We start from the raw sequence: 22337 nt of genomic DNA on the forward strand, positions 1-22337 counted from the left end.
TTAACATTATTAGATCATATCCCGCGCTTATTCCTGCTAAAAATAGATGAAATCATTAATATTTCTCCTGAACGGACGAAAAACAACCATCAGACAAGTCCATGCCAATCCAGACAGGCTTAACAAACCTGTCCGGAAGGCAGTGCTTTTACTAATGTGTCGGCGTCAGACTATCGGCTGTGCTGCAGGATGCTGCAGCAGATGGTCGGCAAGGGTATAAGGAACATCGGAGAAGAGATGGCTCTCCTGCGGAACAGCAGAAGCCGTGGAGGTGTGCGCAACGTACGCAGTCTCTGCCTGCTGAGTGAGAGTGACGGTTTCAAGCAAATTATCCACCGTCTGGTCCGCCATCAGGCTGGCCGTTTCGGTATGCGATGCCACCTGCACCGTCTGACTGGCCGTGGCCAGATTACCGGCGCTGTCTTTGCCGCTGACCGTCATCTGGTACTCACCATTATCCAGCGGTGCCAGCTGTCCGGCCAGAATAGTCAGCGCCCAGCCACCATCCGCTTTTACGCTGGCGCTGTAGTGCTGATCGCCCAGCGTTAATTCTACCAGGCTGCCCGGTTGCAGATGGCTGGAGCTACCCTGGATCAGATGCCAGCTGTTGACATCGGCAGCATCAATTTTATTGTCACCAAAAGCCGTATCCAGGGTCAGCGTCGGGCGCTGATGCACGGCTACGGTAAAGAGTTTATCGCTGGTCTGGGTGTCGCTGTTGCCATATTCATCCCAGCGGTGAAAGATGGCGGCGACCGGGCCATCCGGCAGTGCCAGCAGCTCGCTGGAGGTCAGTGTTACCATACCTTTGGCATCAGGCTGGTAGGTTTTACCGTTGATCTCCAGGGTGTTGGCACCTTCAACGTAGAAGCTCAGATCGTGCTGCGCCTCCTGATAGTTAAGCGTCATGTCACCGTCGATATCCATTTCGGTGTAGATCGGAATAAAACCGGTGTGGATATTCAGCTCATGCGTGACGTCAAGGTAGTTTTTGGCCCCGTCGATCGACCAGGCACGAATTTCTCCAACGTTGATAAAAGCGGGCACATCCGCTGCCGGGATTACCACCTGCCAGTGTCCATCTTCGCCTATTGTGGCGGCATAATCTTTCTGGTTGGCACCGGTGATCACCAGCCGGTGACCCGGCATCACGGTAGAGAGCGTGCCGCTCAGCAGCAGATCCTGCTGGGTTTCCGCCAGATTAATGACGTCGTCCGACGTGACCTTATCAAAGGTGATGATGGGCACGCTACTCAGGTGAGTAATCAACGTCAGATCGTGATATTCGGTCGCGGTTTTTCCATTGGGATCGGTCGCCGTGACTTTCAGACTGTAGACGCCATCCGCCAGCGCTTTCATATCACTTTCCTGGAAAGAGCCATACCACTTGCCATCACGTCCCATGACGGCGGTGGTCGTTTGCGTGCCCAACGTTAATTTCAGCACCGACCCCACCGGCAGGTGCGTTGCGCTACCGCTGATTTCAACGCCGTAAATGCTCTCAGCAATATTTACCGCGTTGTCGCCACTGATCGTGTCCACTGTCAGTGTCGGTTTGATGGTGCGGTCAACATAGAGACCAAAATCGACGTCGGTTGTGGTGCTGTGGCCCGCTTTATCGGTAAGGGTCAGCGTCAGCGAGTGATTGCCATCCGGCACACCTTTTAGCGCCTCAACCGGCATGGAAGCGTTCCAGTAGCCCCACTTGTTAACGGTGCTGTGCCAGCTCTGGTCGTTGAACGTCAGTGTGACCGTTGAGCCTGCTTCGCCTTCCGCCCGGCCGCGCAGATGTACCGGTTTTTGCGCCTCCCAGCCGGCAATAACACCATCCATAGCAAGAGGTTCATAGGGGCGTAGCGCAACAGGAGGGGGGCTCTCAACAGCGCTGACAGCCAGGGCACTGTAGTTGAGTGGGCTGCTATGCGGTGACTCCGCAGAGAAAGGGGTAACAGGCAGAGAGAGACTCTGCGTTGTGACTGGCGCAATGGCAGGCAGCGCGCTGTCGGCGACGGCAAAGTCGCTCACCGCCGTCTGGAAAATGGATTCGAACCGGACGGAACGAAGCGTATCGCGTGTTGACATAGGTAACCTCAGTTCAGAACAGAAATGCAGACCAAAGGGCCCGGATAAACCGGACGTTAAGACTGTCGATAGGTAGTGGGTCAGCTGACGCTGCCCGTTTTCGCTGGTCGGAACTGATTACCCGCAGGTAACAGGGATGATGAAAGAGGACGCTGATAAAAGCGACAAATGGAGCCAGAATGCTGATTTACGGCGTAACGCCGTTTGCTGCGCTTACCCTAATCTTTCATTCTGCTAATGGATAGTGGCGATAATCTGGAAAGTGAAATTATTACGTGACTAAAATAAAAAAAGCGGGTGCTTACGCACCCGCTTCTCAGAGCGACCTGACAGACGTTGCTGTGACTACGCCACGTGGACCTGCAGGTTCTGCTGCACCAGCACATCACCCAGGGTGTTTTCACTGCTCAGCGCCGAGTTGTGGTAGATCTCAAAGACTCTGCCCTCCACCGTGCGCTCGCCGGTCACTTCCCAGATACCGCCGTTGCTGTTCGCCAGTGTGACCTGACTGCCTTCTGCGCCTTTGATCAGCAAATCATCACTCTGTTTGTCCGTAATATTGAGTGCCTCATTGAGATCGAGTTTCACGGAGTTGGTGCCGGTTTTACCCAAATCAAGCACTTCAATGTGTTCAACTTTCAGGCCCAGCGCGGTGAGATCCAGATTGAGATACTCACCATTCAGCACCAGAGTATCGGTGCCTGCGCCGCCATCAATATGGGTAAAGTTAAGATCGCTGACCGTCACGGTATCTGCACCGCTGCTGCCGATCACCGAAGCGCCCTCTGCCGTACTGCCATCGGCCAGCGTAATCACGACGCCGCCAATGGTGTAGCCCACCTCCTCTGCCGGTGCCGCCGCCACAGCGGTGTCACTGGCTACCACGGTTTCACTGCTGCTGACCGGCGTCACCGTATCCGCTTCGGTAATCAGCGTCGAGGCCACGGCTACATGGGCGCTGTTATCGTCGCTGCTGGTACTGCTGCTATGCTGCGTCTCCACGCTGGCACCGGCGACGGTAACGCTGTCGTCCGCTACCGAGAAGAGTGCCACCGACTCGGTTGCCGCCAGCGTTGCCGGCAGCAGCGAACCCAGCAACAGAGTGTTGGTGGTGGTGTAGCTGTTACCGGCCACGTCAGTGATGGAGACTTTTGCCAGCGTGTTCAGCGACAGCAGCAGGCCACCCACCGACAGCAGTGAGGGTGAGAAGTTGACCGCGTAACGCCCCAGCGCATCGGTGGTGGTGTTCAGCGTTGGCCCGTTGCTGCCGTTGGAAAGCAGCAGCGTCACGCTGACTTTCGATCCCTGCGCTGCATTCAGCGATCCCCCCTGCACGACCAGACCGGTAAGCAGAGAACCGACGATGCTGAGCACCGGATCAACCCCGACCAGCGGCTGATTATGGGACAGTGCAGTAAAGCTGCTGGTGCTGGTCGCGGTATTGCCCCCAATATCCGTCACCGTCACGGTCAGTGGATGGCTGCCATCTGCGATCCCTTTCAGCGTCGCTGACGGCACGCTGATGCTCCATGCCCCATTCGCGCCGATGGTCGTGGTAAGGACATTGCCTGCCACGTTAACCGTTACCGTACCGCCCGCCGCGTTGGTACTGGTTCCTCTGATGGTTTCAGCCGTATTGGCTTCCGCGATGTTGAGATAACCATCGCCACCAAAGAAACTGTTCACACTGACGGTCGGCATGGTGTGACTCACCACACCCAGCGACGCCGAGGTGGAACCGTTGCTGCCCGCGCCGTTGATGACGCTGGCCGTCACGGTCTGCAGACCATCCGCAATGGCGGCGAGGTTAGCCGCCGGTACAGAGAGGCTCCAGTTGCCGTTACTGCTCACCGTGGTGCTGTAAGTCTGGCCACCCAGCGTAACGCGTATTACCGATCCTTCGGCGTTGCTGGCGGTGCCTGAAATAGTCTGCGCGGTTTTGACATCGGCTGCACTCAGCGCATTGTCGCCAAACAGTGAGGTAATGGCGACCACAGGCGTTGACTGACTGATAACACTCAGTGTTCCGCTGCTGTTCGCCACGTTACCGTAGGCATCTGTGCCGGTCACCGTCACGGTTTTACTGCCGTCAGTGATCGCGGCAAGATCCGCTTTCGGCACGCTGATGCTCCAGTTGCCGCCACTCACCACTTTGGTGGTATAGGTCAGACCGTTCAGCGTGGCGCTGACGGTCGAACCGGCCGACAGGCTGGAGGTCCCGCTCAGCGTCTGGTTCGAGGCCAGATCGGCGGCACTCAGGACGCCATCGCCGAACACCGTATTCACCGTCAGGGTTGGCTGCACCAGCCCCAGTGACACGCCTGCACTGGTGCTGCTGACGTTGCCGACCGGGTCAGTGACCGCCGCGCTGACGGTGAAGTTACCGTTCAGCAGTGTCGAGAGCACAGCTGGCGAAACGGTGGTGGAGAAGGTGCCATCAGCGTTGACCAGCGCGGTGGCTGTTGTGTTGCCAATGGCCAGCCTGACGCTGCTGCCCGCTGCCACGCCGGAGACCGTGCCGCTGATGGTCTGGGTAACCAGCGATTCCGCCAGGTTCAGCACGCCATCACCAAACAACGGATTGAGCGTAACCTTCGGCAGATTGTGAATACCTACCAGCGCGCCGGCAGTGGTGCTGCTGGTGTTACCGGCGCTGTCGGTGACGCTGACGCCGACGGTCAGATTGCCATCCGCAATTCCCTGCAGCAGCGCAGGCGTCAGTGAGACGTTAAAGTTGCCGCTGGCATCGGTTGCCGTCACAAACTGCTGTGAACCCACCGATACGACAACACGCGATCCCGCTTCTGCACCACCGACGACGCCGCCAATCACCTGGGTTACCAGCGCATCCGCTACGTTCAGCAGACCATCACCAAACAGCGGATTTACCGTGATGGTTGGCAGCAGCGTATCGACGCGAATACCGGCGCTGGTGCTGGCGGTATTCCCCGCTGCATCCGTTACTGACGCGCCGACCGTCAGATTGCCCTGCGCCAGGGTGCCCAGGATATCCGGCGTCACCGTGGCGCTGAAGGCGCCGCCCGCACCCACGGTCGCGGTCAGCTGGCTGTTGCCCACTGAAAGCGTCACCACACTGCCCTGCGCAACGTTGTTCACCACCCCGCTGATGACCTGGCCGGTGGCGATATCAGCCAGATTCAGCACGCCATCGCCAAACAGAGAGGTCAGGGAAATGGAGGGTGTCTGGGTAAAGATGCCAATCGACGCGCTGTTCGAGGCGACGTTACCCGCCGCATCCCGGACGCTGACGCCCAGCGTCAGATTGCCATCAAGCAGTGAGGTGAGATCGCTGCCCGGCAGGCTAACGCTCCATGCTCCGCCCGCCTGCACTGTCGTGCTGTAAGTTTTACTGCCAAAGGTCACCGTCACCTGTGAACCTGCAGCCGCATTACTGATTACGCCACCCACCAGCTGTCCGGCAGCCGCTTCCGCAATGTTCAGCAGGTTATCGCCGCCAAACAGCCCGGTGAGCGCGCCCACCACCGGCACCGCATCGACAATCGCCGTCACGGTTTCACCCACCGTGCGGGTGTTGCCTGCCGCATCGGTCAGGGTGACGTTAACCGCAAGATTGCCGTCCGTGACCAGATCCAGCACCGCAGGTGGCACCACGATGGCCCATTTACCATCCTGACCCACCGAAGCAGAGAGCGTGGTGCCGCCCAGTACCACCGATACCGTGGCCCCGACACCTGCCGACGTCGCCGTTCCCGAGATGGTCTGCGCCACCGTGGTATCCAGCGCACTGAGCGTGCCGTCGCCGAATACCGAATCAACCACCAGCGTCAGCGCACTGTTAACTACTTTGTTGACCGTCAGCGTCGCGTCGGTCTGGTTACCGGCTAAATCATTCACCCGCACGCCAAACACCAGCGCGCCGTCAGTGAGGCCCGACAGGACATTCGGTGCAAGATCGATGCTCCAGCGGCCATCTGCACCCACCGTTGCGGTAGCGATCGGCGCGGCATCGCCCAGGTAGAGGCCGATGGTCTGGCCTTCTGCGCCCTGTGCGCTGCCTGTCAGTACCTGACTGACGGCCAGATCAGCGGCGTTAAGCACGTTATCACCCGCCAGCGCGTCAACCTGCACCAGCGGCGCGGCAGTATCCACCGTCACCTGCTGTGTCACGGTCGTCACGTTACCGGCGACATCCGCCAACTGCGCGGTGATCACCGGCGCGCTGCCATCGGTCAGTGCCTGCATCGCGCTGGCAGGAACGGTGGTGGACCAGGTGCCGTTACTCTGCACTACGGCGCTGTAAGTCTGGTTGTTGAAGGTCACAACCACCGTACGGCCTGCTTCACCGACATCGGCGGTGCCGCTAATTGCCTGGCTGGTGGCGTTTTCATTACCATTGACCTGATTATCACCCGCAAAGGCATTAATCGTCAGAGCCGGTGGTGTCAGATCAATCAGCACATTACCGCTAACGGTGACAGGGGTCGTGCCATCAGTGGCATTTACCGTGATGGCGACGCTGCCGTCCGCATTGCCAAAGGCAGTGACCGGCAACGCAGCCGTTGACCAGTTGCCCGATGCATCCAGCGTAGTGGCATAGGTCTGACCGTTAATAGTGACCGTCACTGAACCACTCGTGCCGAGGTTAGCCGAAGTACCGCTTAACACCACGCCACCCGCCACATCCTGAGAACTGATGATATTGTCGCCTGACACTGTACCCAGCGTGACCAGCGGGCCTGGCGGTGGCGTCAGATCCACCGTCAGCGGGACACTGCTGGTTGCGGTATTGCCTGCCAGATCGGTCACGGCCAGCGCCAGGGTGGTCGATGGCGTAAAGGTGGCCATCTGCTCCGGCGTCAGCGTCACGCTCCAGTTGCCGTTACCGTCAACTATTGCCGTGCCGAGGGTTGTGGTATTCAGCGACACCGTGACGACGGCACCGGTCTCAGCGCCTGACGCGGTGCCGCTGAGGATCTGCGGCTGAATGCTCTCGGCGTAGTTCAGTGCGTTGTCGCCAGTAAAGGCTGTGAAGCTAAGCACCGGCGGGGTTTTATCGAGCACCAGCGAACTGTTAATGGTCGTGCTGTTGCCCGCTGCATCCGTTGCCGTCACGGTAACCGGATAGGTGGCATCCGGCAGCGCTGAAAGCTGCGCCTGTGTCAGTGGCACTGTCCAGTTGCCATTGGCATCCACTGTTGCAGGGTAAGTCGTGCCGCCCAGCGTTAACTGCACCGTCTGATTCGCGCCCGCCTCACCGGTGGTGCCGCTTAGCGTAATGCCTGTGTCAACATCGCCGCTATTCACATAGCCGCCGAGGAATTCCGGATTGACCGCAGGCTGCGGCGCGCTGAGATCGGAGGTGAACGGCAACTGTGTTGATGCGCTGTTACCCGCCGCATCCACGACGTTAAGCGTCAGGATTTGCGTCCCGTTACCCAGAGAACTCAGCGCGTTGCCAGGAAGGTCAACGGTCCAGTTGCCGTTGCCATCCACCGAGCCGGAATAAAGACTGCCATTGAGATCAACAGTGATGCTGACCGCCTGATTATCCCCCACGCTGCCGGTGGTGCCGGTCAGGGTGATACCTGCCGCGGCGTCACTGATATTCAGGACGTTATCGCCGCCAAACGCGCCAGTATTGAAGGTTGGGACAGGCACAGCCACTTCGGTTACCACACTCAGGGCCGTCACATCACTGTTACCCGCAATATCGGTGGCGGTCACGGTAATGGTATGCGTGCCGCTGGTGAAGGTGGCTAACTGTGCCGGCGACAGAGTCAGCGACCAGCTGCCATCGTTCTGCACCGTGGCGGCCAGCGGCTGGTCGCCATTAAAGCCGGCGATCAGCACCGATACCGTCTGTCCTGCACCCGTAATGCCGGTAGTGCCACTGAGGATTTGCTCTGTTCCCGCTTCGGTGGCGTTCAGCGCACCGTCACCAAACGGCAGGTTCAGCGTCACGTCCGGCAGCGCATTGACGGCCACCAGCACAGTGCCACTGGTACTGGCACTGTTGCCGTTCGCGTCGGTGACGGTCACGCTCACCGGCCAGTTGCCATCCGGCAATGACTGCAATACAGAAGGCGGCAGATCCAGCGACCAGCGCGAACCATCCGCACTGAGCGTAGCGGAATAGACCGTGCCATTAACGGCTACCGTAACCGAGGTGGCATTATCAATGTTTACCGTACCGGTCAGGGATCCGCCTGCAGCGGCCTCTTCAGCATTGATACGGCCATCGATAAATGGCGTATCCAGCGTTGGATTAGCAATCGGCGTAATCGCGGCGACGAACGTTTTGGTCGTTTCAATACTATTACCGGCCCGATCCGTGGTAATCAGGGTCAGCGTGTGTTCACCGGTTCCCAGATTGGCGATGAACTCTGGGGGCAGGCTGGCAGTCCAGTTGCCATTGGCATCGACCGTCACCGACAGCGGGATATTGTCATCGCCTACCGTGACGCTCAGGGTCTGGCCCGGCACGACGGTGGAGGTGCCGGTTACCAGCTGAACGGAACCGGCTTCGCTGATATTAATGATGTTATCGCCGAACAGTGTCGTGTCGAAGGCGGCTGAAACAGGATCACTCTGCAGGATCTCAACGCCTGCGGTAACCTGCGCCGGATTTCCTGCCGCATCCGCGGCGGTGACGACTACCTGTGTCAGTCCATCGTCCAGGCCCGTCAGTGCGCCTGCAGCCAGGTTCAGCGTCCAGTTACCGCTGGCATCGGTGGTGGTGCTGAAAGTCTGTGTGCCGACGGTGATATTCACTACGCTGCCTTCCGGCAGATTAGTACTGTCACCACTTAGTGTTAACGCGCCTTCGGCATCGGCTGCACTGACCAGCGCATCGCCAAACGGCGTGTTCAGGGTCAGCGCTGGCAGGGTATTAAACGCCACATCCAGTGTGGTGGTGGTGTCGGTGGTGACATTGCCCGCCGCGTCAGTGACCGACACGATGATGACGTTAGGGCCGTCTGCCAGTTGCTGCACGTCGGCTGTGGGAATGGTGAGGGTCCAGTTCCCGTCAGCATCCGCCGTGGCCGTGTAGCTGACATTATTCATCGTCACCGTTACCGTCACCGGCAGGGCGCCCGTGGTGGTGCCGTTGATGGTGAGATCCTGCAGCGACTCCGCCAGATTAAGGGTGTTACCCGCGCTGACCGTAATATCTGCCAGTACAGGCGGTGTGGTGCTGAAACTGACCTCCTGCGTGGCGACGGCCGGGTTACCGGCAACATCACTGGCGGTGACGGTAAAGGTTTGCGTGCTGCCCGGCGCAACGTTGATGAAGGCTGCAGACGGTACCGTCACCGTCCAGTTGCCGTCAGTATCAATCGTGGTGCTGTAATCAGTACCGTTAAACGACACGGTCACCGGCGTTCCTGCCGCCAGCAGGGTACTGCTGCCGCTGACCGCGACATCCGTGGTGGCCTCAGTCGCATTGATCACATCATCGCCTGCCACCACGTTCAGAGTCAGCGTTGGCTGAACCAGCGCGCTGGCCAGCACGACCAGGCTGGCGCTGGCGCTGGCCGGATTGCCAGACGTATCCGCTGAGACGACAACCAGCAGTTGATCGCCATCCGGCAGATTGCCCAGATCGGCAGCCGGAACGATTACGGTCCAGCTGCCATCCGCAGCCACCGTGCCGCTGTACTGAATGGCGTTCAGCGTTACCGTGACCAGCTGGCCTTCCAACAGATTGGTGCTGGTGCCGCCGATGCTCAGATCCTGCAGCGACTCGGCCTGGTTAAGGAAGTTATCGTCACTGATTGTCCCGATGGTCAGGGTCGGCAGATTCAGGCTGTCAGCATCACGCGTCAGCGTCTGGGTCACCGTGGTCAGGTTACCCGCCGCATCTCTGATTGTCACATCGACCGGATAGCTGCCATCCGCCAGCCCCTGTACGACAACGGCAGGCAGAGTCACCTGCCATGTGCCATCAGAGAGGACCCGGGTGGTGTAATCGGTATTCTGGAAACTGACGGTGACCGTCTGTCCGGCATCCGCGACTGAGGCGGTTCCGCTGATCGCGACTGCTTCCAGCACCTCAACTGAATTGATAACGTTGTCGCTGCCGATAGGATTGATGCTTAACGGAGGCGGTGTGAGATCGACCGTGACGGCGCTGGTCAGTGAACCGCTGTTACCGGCGGCATCGCTGGCGTTGACCACCAGGGTCGTCACGCCCTCACCCAGTGCCTGCACCTGCGCTGGCGTTAAGATCAGCGTCCAGTTGCCCTGCGCATCGACTGCAGCAGGGTAGTCATTATCGCCCAGCGTCACGCTGACGGTCTGACCCTCGCCCGCGACGCCGGTGCTGCCGCTCAGCGTCTGACTGACCGTCGTTTCAGCCTGGTTAAGATAGCCATCGCCAAATGGTGTATTAATGCTGACCGACAGGGCACCGGTTGCGACGGTGATTTCACGCGTCTCCGTAACCGGATTGCCCGCCGCATCACTGACCGTCACGGTCAGGGTATACGCACCGGCCGGAATCCCTGCCAGGGCACCCGCGGGCAGCGTCAGACTCCAGTCGCCATCCTGGGTGACGGTGGTGGTCCAGATCTGGTTGTTAAGGGTAAGAGTGACCTGCTGACCGGCTTCGGCATTACTGCTGCCGCTGAGCACAATCGGCGCGGTGCTTTCAGCGATATTGACGCTGTTGTCGCCCGCAACCGGATCAAGCGACAGGGTCGGTGGCGTCAGATCGACCGTGACGCTGCCCTGGCTGCTGCCCGTGTTACCCGCCGCATCCTGTACGTTAACGGTGTAGTTAAGCGTCTCTTCCGGCAGAACGGCCAGCGCGGAGGCTGGCACGCTGGCCTGCCAGTTGCCATTGCTGTCGACCGTGCCGTTGTAGGTCACGCCGTTGAGAAGCACGCTCACCGTCTGGCCGTCACCTGTCACACCTGTGGTGCCGCTCAGGGTTTGTGACGTGGTGATGTCGCTGCTGTTAAGCAGACCATCGCCAAAAGCAGAGACGATCTGCGGTGCTGGCAGCGTCGCCAGCACGCTGAGCGCGGCTTCGCTGCTCAGGGTCGCCCCGCCGCTGTCCGTCGCGGTGACCGCGACGGTGTAAGGCCCGTCGGCGAGCGCCGTCAGTGACTCAGCCGGAACGATCACACTCCAGCGACCACTGGCCGAGACCTGCGCGGTGTAGCTGATGTTGTTAAACAGCAGCGTGACCAGACTGCCTTCAGGCACATTCGCCGAGGTGCCAGTGACAATCAGCGGCTGACCCAGCTCCTGTGCATTCAGATAGTTGTCCTGACTGATGGCATCCATCGCCAGGCCAGACGCATTGCTGTTAATGTCAAAGGTAAGATTAGTGGTGGTGGTGTTGCCCGCCACGTCGCTGACCGCCACGGTGAAACTGGCGCTGCCCTCCGCAATCGCCGCCAGCGCACCGGCTGGCACGATCAGGCTCCATGCTCCGCTCGCCTGCACGGCGGCGCTGTAGACCGTGCCATCAAGGGTCACGGTGACCAGCTGGCCCGCTTCGACGTTGGACGTGGTGCCAGTCAGACGCTGATCGGTGAGGCGTTCCGCACCATCGACCACATTATTACCGGCAAAGGCATCCAGCGTCAGGGTCGGCAGCGTGCCAGCCTCTACTTTCAGCGCCAGATCGCGGCTGGTGGTGCTGGCATTACCTGCTGCGTCGCTGGCGGTCACGGTCAGAGGATAGGTGCCGTTGCCCAGCCCGGTATAAACCGTGGCGGGCAGATCCAGCGACCAGTTGCCGTTGACGTCTGCGGTGGTGCTCAGGCTGGTGCCGTTGAAGCTGGCCACAATCAGTGCATTGGCTTCACTGCTGCCGGTCAGCGTCAGCGGCTGCTGACTCTCAGCGGCGTTGATAATGCCATCGGAAGGGGTGATGAAGTTCAGTACCGGTGGCAGGGTATCCACCACCAGGTTGCCGTCAGCCTGGCTGCTGTTGCCTGCCACATCACTGACCACTACGGTGTAAGGCGTGGTGCCCTGTGGTAGCGCAGAGAGCGCCGCTGGCGGAACCGCGACCTGCCAGTTACCCGCTGCGTCGACCGTGCCGCTGTAGTTAGTGCCGCCCAGCGTGACGATAACCGTCTGGCCGTCACCGGGCACGCCAGTGTTACCGGTGATCACGCCGCCGCTGAGGGCTTCCTCGCCGTTGAGAATGCCGTCATCAAAGGCCACGCCTGGGGTGGCCACCGGCAGTGTGCTGGCCACCACCGTCAGGGTAGCGTCGCTGGTGGCAAGCTGTTGTCCACTGCCGTCGCTGGCTGTGGCGGTAATCGTCTGCGCGCCATCGGCCGCGCCGTTAAAGGCGCCTGCCGGTAAGGTCAGGCTCCAGCTTCCATCGGCCGCCACGCTGGTGCTGGCTGTGGTGCCGTTGGCAAGCACGGTAATAATGCTGCCATCAGGCAGGCCGCTGGTGCTGCCGCTGACCACAACGGCACCGCCCAGCTCCTGGGCATTGAGGTAGTTGTCGTCGCTGATCGGTGCCAGCGCGATCGATGGCAGCGTGTTGTCCACACTGAAATTAAGCGAGCTGCTGGCACTGTTGCCGACGACGTTGATCACGCTGACGTTCAGCGTCTGGCTGCCCTCGCCCAGCTCTGCCAGTGCGCCCGCAGGCAGCGTAATGCTCCAGTTGCCGCTGGCCCCGACCACGCCGCTGTAGTCGGTGCCGTTCAGGGTGATGACGACCTGCTGGCCCGCTTCGACGTTACTGCTGCTGCCGCGCACCGTAATCGGCTGTAACTGTTCGGCGGCCGTGACGATACCGTCGCCGGCAAAGGCGCTGCTATCGACAGTCAGCACAGGCAGCACGTCCGGCGAGGTTGCCACATTCAGCTCAACCACCTGGCTGCTCTGATTCCCGTTAGCATTGATTTCGGTAACGGTGAGCGGATTCGTGCCCTGAGGCAGCGCCGCCAGATCACTCGCGTCGATTTGCAGCGTCCACTGCCCATTTACGCCGACGGTGGTGCTGTAGAGCTGGTCACTGAGCTGGACCGTGACAATGTCGCCGTTCTGACCGCTGCCGCTGACGACCAGCGGCTCCGCCAGTTCAGCGGTGCTCAGCGCGTTGTCACCGCTGACCGGGGCGACCACCAGCGGAGGCGGCGTGGTGGCAACCGTCAGCGCACTGTTCTGGCTGCTGCTGTTGCCAGCCGCGTCGGTGACGGTGACCACCACCGGATAGCTGCTGCCGTTGGTCAGACCGGCAAGCGCAGCAGGCGGTACGGCCAGTGCCCAGTTTCCATCAGCATCAACCGTGCCGGTATAGGTGACGCCATTCAGCGTCACACTGACGCGGTCGCCATCACTGCCTGCGCCGCTGAAGCTGAAGCCAGCAGCCTGCTCCGCGATGTTCAGCACGCCATCGCCAGCGGGCGCATTAATGCTAAAGTCGGGTGCGGTGGTAGCCACGGTGACCGGCAATGGCGTGGTAGCAACGTTGCCACTGACGCTGGTAACGGTCACGTTGAGATCGTAACGGCCATCAGTCAGCTGCTGCAGATCGGCAGCGGGTACGGTGGCGGTCCAGCTGCCATCCGCGGCAACCGTGGCGCTGTAGGTCTCACCATTCAGCACAAAGCTGACGCTGCTGCCCGGGGCGACGGTGCCGCTGACGGTCAGATCGGTGACTGTTTCAGCCGCATTGATAATGCCATCGGTGGCAATCGGATTAACGGTCAGCGCCGGTACCCCGGTATCCACCGTTATCGGTTCAATGATGCTGGTGCTGTTACCCGCGACATCGCTCACCGTTACGGTAACGGGATTGCTGCCCTGCGCCAGTGCCTGTAGCGCATCGGGCGGCAGCGTGACGCTCCAGTCACCATTTGCCGCTACCGTTGCCGGATAGCTGATGCCACCCAGGGTCACGCTGACGGCCTGGCCAGGCTGGACAGAGCCGGTCAGCGTCTGCGCTGTGCTGGCTTCCTCAGTGTTGAGAATGCCGTCAGTGAAAGGTGTGTTGATTTGGGGTTCTGCCAGCGGCGTCGTTGCCACCAGCAGCGTCTGGCTGGTCTGTACATCCCCTGAGGAGACGGTAACGGTGGTGTTACCCTGCGCCAGGTTCGCCAGGTCGGCGGCGGGCACGGTCAGGGTCCAGCTACCGGTTTCATCGGTTGTGGTGCTGTACAGAGTGCCGCCCGGCACCAGCGTCACGCTGATTGGGCTGTTCGCCGGCAGGTTTGCGGAACTGCCGCTGAGGATCAAATCGCTCTGCGCATCCAGCACGTTGAGTGCGTTGTCATCACTGATCGGGGCAATCGACAGCGACGGCACGTTGGTGGCGATCACGGTGAACTGCCCCTCGGCAGGCAGTGCCGGATTTCCGGCCACGTCGGTAATCGCCACGGTAAAGGTTTTATCGCCTGCGGCACCCAGCGATCCGGCGGGCAGAGTCACGCTCCAGCTTCCGTTCCCCAGCACTGCGCCATCATAAGACTGACCGTTAATGCTCAGTAATACCGGCTGACCGGCCGGTACGCCAGTGACGCTACCGGTGACCAGAATGTCCGTGAGCTGTTCCGCGCTGTCGACCTGGTTATCGCCGGTCACAGGATCAATAGTCAGTGCCGGTGACGTTGCCGCCAGCACCGTGACACTGGAAGCGACGGTCGTGCTGTTGCCATAAGCGTCGCTGATGACCACGTCAACCGGGTAGAGAGCGTCTCCCAGCTGACTGATGATGGCAGCGGGTACCGTCACGCTCCATGCGCCATTGGTGTCAACCGTGGCGGTGTAAGTCTCGCCATTGAAACTGACTGCCACCGTGTCGCCCTGCGTCCCTCCGCGCCCGTTGATGGTGAGATCCTGCGTGTGTTCAGCGATGTTGATATAACCATCACTGCCCGGCGTAGAGACGTCCAGCAGTGGCGGCGTGGTCGCGAAAATCAGCGAGCTGCTGGCTGGCGTGGTATTGCCATCCGCGTCCGTCGCCACGATCGAGACCAGCTGAGTACCGTTGGGCACACCCGCCAGATCGGCAGCCGGAACGTTTACACTCCAGTTGCCATCCTGCGCCACTACGGCGCTGTAGGTCAGGTTATTCAGCGTGACGCGAATGATGTCACCTTCGTCGCCGGTTCCGCTGACGATTAGCGGCTGCTGCGCGTCGCTGACGTTGATCACGCCATCATCACTGAGATCGTTGAGCGTCAGAGCGGGCACCGCGGTAGCCACCCGCAGTTCCGTATTCTGAGTGCTGATGTTACCGGCCGGATCGGTCACGGTGACGGTCACCGGATAGGTCTGATTGGTCAGCGTGCCGAGATCGGCCACCGGGACGGATGCACTCCAGTTACTGTTTTCGTCAACAATGGCGGTGTAGGACTTACCGTTTAACTCCACCGTCACGCTGTCACCCGGTGTGCCGGTTCCGCTGATTTGCAGCGGCGTAGTGAGTTCGTTGTTGGTCAGGACGCCATCACCGCCCGGTGCGGTAACAGTCGCAACCGGAGGCTGCGTGCTGACCGTCAGGGGCTGCGTCTGCGTGGTGGTATTACCACTGGCATCAGTCAGTGTAACTACCAGCGTATAGCTGCTGCCATCTGACAGGGCCTGCAGCGCCGCTGGCGGCAGATCCACCGTCCAGTTGCCCTGCTCATCCACGGTTGCGCTGTAAATGACGTTGTTCAGCGAGACCGTTACCCGTTCGCCCGGCAGCGCACCTGAACCGCTGACCGGCACGCCTGCAGCTACTTCCGTGCTGTTAAGGATACCATCACCGCCTGCGACTTCCGCCACAATCAGGTTCGGTGGCAGCGTGTCGACACTGAAGCTCTGCGTCTCATCCACGCGGTTGCCCGCCTCATCAATCGCGGTGATGGTCAGGCTGTTAGCGCCCTGCGACAGTAAGGCGAGATCGGCGGCAGGCAGCGTCAGGTCCCAGCTGCCGTCGTCATTGACCGTGGTGCTGTAGGTTTTGCCGTTGAGTAGTACTTCGACCAATTGGCCCGCCACCGCTTTACCGGTGCTGCCACCGATCAGCAGATCACTGCCCGCTTCGGTCTGATTGAGAATGCCATCGGTAATCGCGCTTTCATTCAGCGTGATTTGCGGCAGTGTGGTGGTGACCACATTCAGCTGAGCGGAGTCGGTCAGCAGCGCACCACTGGCGTCGGTTGCGGTGACGGAGATCAGTTTCACACCGTCGGTGATACCATTGAGATCGCCCGCCGGAACGGTAACGCTCCAGAAGCCGTTACTGCCCACCACCGCACTGTAAGTGTTGCCGTTGAAGTTAAGCTGCACCGCCTGGCCCGGATTGACGCCCACCGCCGAGCCGCCGATGATCAGATCGCTGCTCAATTCCTGCAGGTTAAGGAAACCATCAACGCTGACAGGTTCACTGATAGAGACCACGCCAGGTTCACCGGCTGCCGGCGCCACGTTGATGTCACGGCTGTCAGTGGCTAAAGCACCGGCTACCGACGTGACGCTAACCGTGATGGCCGTGGTGCCTGCCGCCAGGGCACTGAGCGCCGCAGACGGGATCTGCGTGCTCCAGCTGCCGTCCGGGTTGACCAGCGCACTGTAATTCTGACTCCCCAGGGTAATGGTGACCGTCTGGCCCGCCTCCACGTTGCTGGTGCTGCCGGACAGCGTCTGATCGACGGCCTTCTCGCTGTTATCCACCAGATCGTCACCGGCAAACAGAGCGATCGTGACTGTCGGCGTGCCCGGCTCCGCAGGCGCTTCCACCGCGATCACCCGATCTTCGCTTACCGTTACGCCTGCCTGACTGGTGACCGTGGCCGCGATGGTGGCACTGCCCGCCGCCAGGGCCGTCAGCGCGCTGGCAGGAATGCTCAGGCTCCAGCTGCCATCCGCGCCAACCGTGGCGCTGTAGGTCTGATCACCCAGCGTGACCGTAACAATCTGACCCGCCTCAACGTTGGTGGTGGTACCGCTCAATAGCTGATCGCTGGTTTTCTCGTCGTTACTCAGGACATCATCACCGGCAAACTGATCGAGCGTGATCACCGGCTGGCCCGGCTCAGTAACCGGTGGTTCCACGGTAATTCCCAGCGTATCGCTGACGGTGGTGCCAGCCGCATTGCTGACCGTCACGACCAGCGAGGCTGCGCCCGCCGCCAGCGCACCGAGTGCATCGGCAGGGATAGCGATATTCCAGCTGCCATCGGCGCCGACCGTGCCGCTGTAGTTCTGGCCGCCCAGCGTCACCGTGACAATCTGTCCCGCTTCGACATTGGTGGTGCTGCCGGAGACCGCCTGAGCGTCCAGCTTCTCATCGTTGGTCAGGACGTTGTCGTCAGCGAAGGCATTGATGGTTAATGTCGGGGTACCTGGCGCAGTGCCCGATGACTCCACCAGGAAGTCGCGGGTTTCGCTGACGGGGGTGCCGGGCTGATTGTTAACCGTAGCGTTCAGGGTCGCACTTCCGGCTGTCAGCGCGGCCAGCGAGCTGGCCGGAATCGTGACGCTCCAGCTGCCATCTGCGCCAACCGTGGCGGTGAAGGTTTCTCCGTTCAGCGTGACAGTAACCTGCTGCCCCTCAGCGATATTGGTGGTAGTGCCACTCAGCAACTGGTCGCTGGCTTTCTCGCTGTTGCTGAGGATGTCATCCCCGGCAAAGGCGTCGATGGTCACGGTGGCCTGACCCGGCTGCGTTGCCGGGGCTTCGACGGTGATCGGCTGCGCGGTTGTGGCGACATCGCCCGCCGCATTGCTGACCGAAACGGTGAGTGTGGTCGTGCCGGCTGCCAGCGCGTTGAGCGCAGCTGACGGAACGGTGACGCTCCAGCTACCATCACCCTGCACGCTGGCGCTGTAGGTCTGTCCGCCCAGGGTAACCGTCACCAGCTGTCCGGCTTCAACATTACTGGTGGTGCCGCTGACCAGCTGATCAACCGCCTTTTCGTCGTTGCTCAGAGCGTTATCGCCCGCGAAATCATTCAGGGTCAGGGCGGGTACGCCTGGCTCTGTTGTCGGCACATCCACCGAAATATCGCGGGTTTCGCTGGTGGTTACGCCCGCGACGTTACTGACGGTGACGCCAATGGCATTCGAGCCCGCTGGCAGATTGCCCAGCGCGGCTGCCGGAATAATCACACTCCAGTTTCCACTGCCACCGACGGTGCCGGGATAAGTCTGCCCCCCCAGGGTAACGGTTACCGTCTGGCCCGCTTCGATATTGGTGGTCGTGCCGGAGAGGGTCTGTGCCGTCCCTTTTTCATCGTTGCTGAGAATGTCATCCCCGGCAAACTGACCAATGGTCACGGTCGGCTCGCCCGGTTGCGTGACTGGCGCTTCCACGCTGATCGGCAGGCTGCCGGTCACGGTGTTACCGGCAGCATTGCTGACCGAAACCGTCAGGGTTGTTTCACCAGCAGCCAGTACGCTCAAGGCCGCTGATGGCAATGTGATGCTCCAGTTGCCCTGCGCATCCACGCTGCCGCTGTAAGTCTGACCGCCCAGCGTCACCGTCACCCGCTGGCCGGGTTCGATGTTACTGGTGCTGCCGGTCACGATCTGGTCAGCGGCTTTCTCCGCATTACTCAGCTGATTGTCACCGGTAAAATCATCCACTGTGACCGCTGGCGGGCCCGTAACCACCGGCGTATCGACGGTGATGGCGCGGTTTTCGCTGGCTTCAGTGCCAGCCTGATTGGTGACGACCGCCGAAATGGCAACCGTTCCGGCGGCCAGCGCATTCAGCTGTGCAGGCGACAGCGTGATGCTCCAGTTGCCCTGCGCATCCACCAGCGCGCTATAGGTCTGGTCGCCCAGCGTAATAGTGACAATCTGGCCGGCTTCGACGTTGGTGGTCGAGCCGCTCAGCAGCTGGTCACCGCTTTTCTCAGCATTGCTGAGGATGTCATCCCCGGCAAACTGATCGATGGTGATGACCGGCGTACCCGGCTGCGTCAGCGGTGCCTCTACGGTAAGAGACAGGCTGCCGCTGGCGGCGGTTCCCGCCTGGTTAGTGACCGTTGCCGTGACGGTGGTGGTGCCTGAGGCCAGCGCGCTCAGCGCATCGGCAGGCACGGTGATGCTCCAGCTGCCGTCGCCTGCTACGCTGCCGCTGTAGCTCTGGCCGCCCAGTATCACGGTAACAATCTGTCCTGCTTCGACGTTACCGGTGGAGCCAGACAGCGTTTGTGGCGTGGTTTTTTCGCTGTTGTCCAGCAGGTTGTCGCCCGCAAACGGGTTCAGGCTGATGACCGGCGTCGCTGGCGTGCCAGGATCGGCGGCGGCGACGGTAATCGGCAGGCTGCCGGTGGCCGCCGTGCCTGCGGCATTCGTGACGCTGACGCCGATGGTGGTGGTGCCTGCCGCGAGTCCTGCCAGTGCCGCAGCCGGAATCGCAACGCTCCAGCTGCCATCCGCACCCACGGTGCCATTGTAAGTCTGGCCACCCAGCGTGACGGTAACAATCTGACCTGCCTCAACATTGCTGGTGGAGCCGGATACCGTTTGTGGCGTGGTTTTTTCGCTGTTATCCAGCAGGTTGTCGCCCGCAAACGGGTTCAGGCTGATAGCTGGCGTCGCAGGCGTGCCAGGATCGGCAGCGGTGACGGTAATCGGCAGGCTGCCGGTGGCCGCCGTGCCTGCTGTGTTAGTGACGCTGACATCGATGGTGGTGGTGCCTGCAGCCAGTCCCGCCAGCGCCGCTGCCGGGATCGTAACGCTCCAGCTGCCGTCCGCACCTACGGTAGCGTTGTAGGTCTGGCCGCCCAGCGTAACAGTGACAATCTGTCCCGCTTCAACATTGCTGGTGGTGCCGCTCAGCACCTGGTCGGTGGCTTTTTCTGCGTTATCCAGTACATCGTCGCCAGCGAATGTATTCAGAGTGATAGCAGGTGTCCCTGGCGTAACCGGTGTACCGGAATCGGTGCCGCCATCGTTGCCACCACCACCACCACCACCGCCGCCGCCGATGCCAACGGCCAGCCCGGCTAAGCCGAGCACACCCAGACCGCCCGCTGTTATCACGCCCATTGAGGTGTTGGTGTTATCCGCCAGGAGCAGTGGCTCTACGCTGTCGAGTGATTCATAGGTGGGCGTCACCGAACTGGAGGCGAGTTCAGCACCCTCGGCAGTCTGCGGAAAGAGCGCATGTTCCGGTGGATTGACCCCATCATCGAACACCAGTTCGCTGTGCTGACCATCGGCGTCGTCGAGGAAGAATTTCTGATAGCGTACCGTGCTACCGTCTCGCATTTTCAGCACCAGATCGTTACCCTGGCGCTCGAACTGCGTCACCATGTCGCGCGTGCCGCTGATGCGCACAACGCTGGGTTCGGTGAGGTTAATGGATTGTGACGAACCGCCAGCGGTCTGTGAGAGGAGTGTGCCGTTTTCGCGCGAGATAATGTCTACACGGCCTTGCGTGAGTTCTGCCATTTGTAACCTCTATTCCACCAGATTGGCTAATATACTGAATCTATAAACATAAAATTATTTTATGCTTATAGCCTTCACACATAGTTTCACCTTCTGAACAACAGAAGGCGTCTCAACCTGGTGCATATAGAAACGGCAAAACAAAAGTGCGTCACACGCCCCTGGAAAAGCGAAGCGTGGCGGTATTATTGTTAGATTTAGCTGTACAGACTGACGCGAAATGTAACAGTTCTGACAGGGTGATTTTTAGCGTAACCGCGATAAAAATCAACGTAAATGTACAGATTTCATTATGATTTAATCTTGATTACATTAGCCACAGATGAAGTTCAGTTTTCAAAAAATGTGCTTTGCCCTTGTTTTTTATGTCAATTTATTGCTGACTGTTTCCATGAATGATAAAAAACGGTTAAAAAACCACCCTTTAGAAAACCTGAGACCGGAAAAATAAATTTGTTAATTATGCGATTCAGCCATCATTTATGACTGGTCCTGTTCCGTCTTGTTGGGCAGCAAGTGGTTGAAAACTGGTCTTGAAATTTGATTTAAGTCACGCCGCGAGTGTGGTGGTCATACCAGGAAAGTTCTGGAAAAAATTCGCGGCGCAGCAAAAGTCGGTAAACTCCCGGTTTTGCCCTTTAAACGATGTTGCTGCACCACTTTGATAAGAGGCGCAACGGCCACTGAACTCGCGGCCAGAGCTACACTTTTCCGCTTTATCTTTGATGAATCTGACCTATGACTGCACTGGACGCTGCACAACAACATAAGCATCAGAGCCGCCTGAACTGGGGCACGCGCACTATCTTTCTGATTAATGGCTTGGGGATGTCAGCCTGGGCACCGCTGGTGCCGTTTGCCCGCGATCGTCTGCAGCTCAGCGGTGCCTCGTTAGGCGCGTTACTGCTTTGCCTGGGAATTGGTTCGCTGGCCGCGATGCCGGTGACCGGCACGCTGGTGGCACGTTTTGGCTGCCGTCGGGTGATGGGTTTCTCGACGCTGTTAGTGCTGCTTATGATGCCGCTGCTGGCCACGGCTGACTCTCATCTGGTAATGGCCGCGGCGCTGATGCTGTTTGGTGCCGGTCTGGGCATGCTGGATGTGGCGATGAATTATCAGGCGGTACAGGTTGAGCAGGCTGCTGATAAGCCGATGATGTCTGGCTTTCATGGCTTCTTCAGTCTGGGCGGGATTCTCGGTGCGGGTACGGTGAGCCTGTTGCTGAGCCGCTCATTTACGCCGCTGCACGCGACCCTGGTAGTGATGGCCGTAATGCTGTTACTGCTGTTGTGGCGACTGCCGGTGTTAATGAGCCAGCGTCTGCACCAGCCCGATCAGCCCTGGCTGGTGATCCCACGTGGCTGGGTCGCATTTCTTGGCCTGCTCTGCTTTATCCTGTTCCTGGCGGAAGGGGCAGTGCTGGACTGGGGTGCGCTGCTGTTGCTGCAGAACCCGGCGATGTCACCCGCTTACGCCGGTCTGGGCTATGCGGTCTTTTCGGTGGCGATGACGCTGGGCCGTTTTAGCGGCGATAAGATCATCCAGCGTTTTGGCCGCTATCCGGTGATGCTGACGGGCGCACTGACCGCCGCAGCGGGCATGACGCTGGCCGTCTGGCTGCCGTGGCCGGAGATCGCCCTGCTGGCATTCCTGCTGGTTGGCTTTGGTTTATCCAATACGGTGCCGATGTTGTTCAATGCTGCCGGGAATCAACAGGATATGCCTGCGAACCTGGCGATTTCTGCCATGACAACGCTGGGATATGCGGGTATTCTCTCAGGTCCGGCTTTAATCGGATTCATTTCGCAATGGATCAGCCTCAGCGGCGCATTTCTAATGATCGCGCTGTTGCTGCTAGCGGTAGCCGCCAGTGCGCGAAAAGTTGCGCGATAATTCAGGTA

General features: G+C 60.0%; 3 protein-coding genes. 1 reads left to right on the plus strand and 2 read right to left on the minus strand.

The window, feature by feature from the left end; genetic code table 11:
• Positions 1-165: 165 nt before the first annotated feature.
• Both N1689_RS11290 and N1689_RS11295 read right to left on the minus strand, forming a co-directional pair.
• Positions 166-2082, minus strand: a complete 1917-nt coding sequence (locus tag N1689_RS11290) for an Ig-like domain-containing protein (RefSeq protein WP_260058904.1) — start codon at positions 2080-2082, stop codon at positions 166-168.
• Between the two features lie 345 nt (positions 2083-2427).
• On the minus strand, positions 2428-20436 hold the full coding sequence (locus N1689_RS11295) for an Ig-like domain-containing protein (RefSeq protein ID WP_260058906.1): 18009 nt from the start codon (positions 20434-20436) through the stop codon (positions 2428-2430).
• Between the two features lie 738 nt (positions 20437-21174).
• Here N1689_RS11295 and N1689_RS11300 point away from each other — a divergent pair.
• Positions 21175-22329 carry an MFS transporter gene (locus N1689_RS11300; protein ID WP_150010514.1) on the plus strand — a complete coding sequence of 385 codons (1155 nt, stop codon included), beginning with the start codon at positions 21175-21177 and terminating at the stop codon, positions 22327-22329.
• Positions 22330-22337: the final 8 nt, after the last annotated feature.

This window comes from Pantoea sp. XY16 (assembly GCF_025153065.1).
Lineage (GTDB): Bacteria > Pseudomonadota > Gammaproteobacteria > Enterobacterales > Enterobacteriaceae > Pantoea > Pantoea alfalfae.

Coding starts and splice junctions, on each gene's coding strand:
- N1689_RS11295 (WP_260058906.1), bottom strand. CDS start 20,436: ATGGCAGAACTCACGCAAGGCCGTGTAGACATTATCTCGCGCGAAAAC.
- N1689_RS11300 (WP_150010514.1), top strand. CDS start 21,175: ATGACTGCACTGGACGCTGCACAACAACATAAGCATCAGAGCCGCCTG.
- N1689_RS11290 (WP_260058904.1), bottom strand. CDS start 2,082: ATGTCAACACGCGATACGCTTCGTTCCGTCCGGTTCGAATCCATTTTC.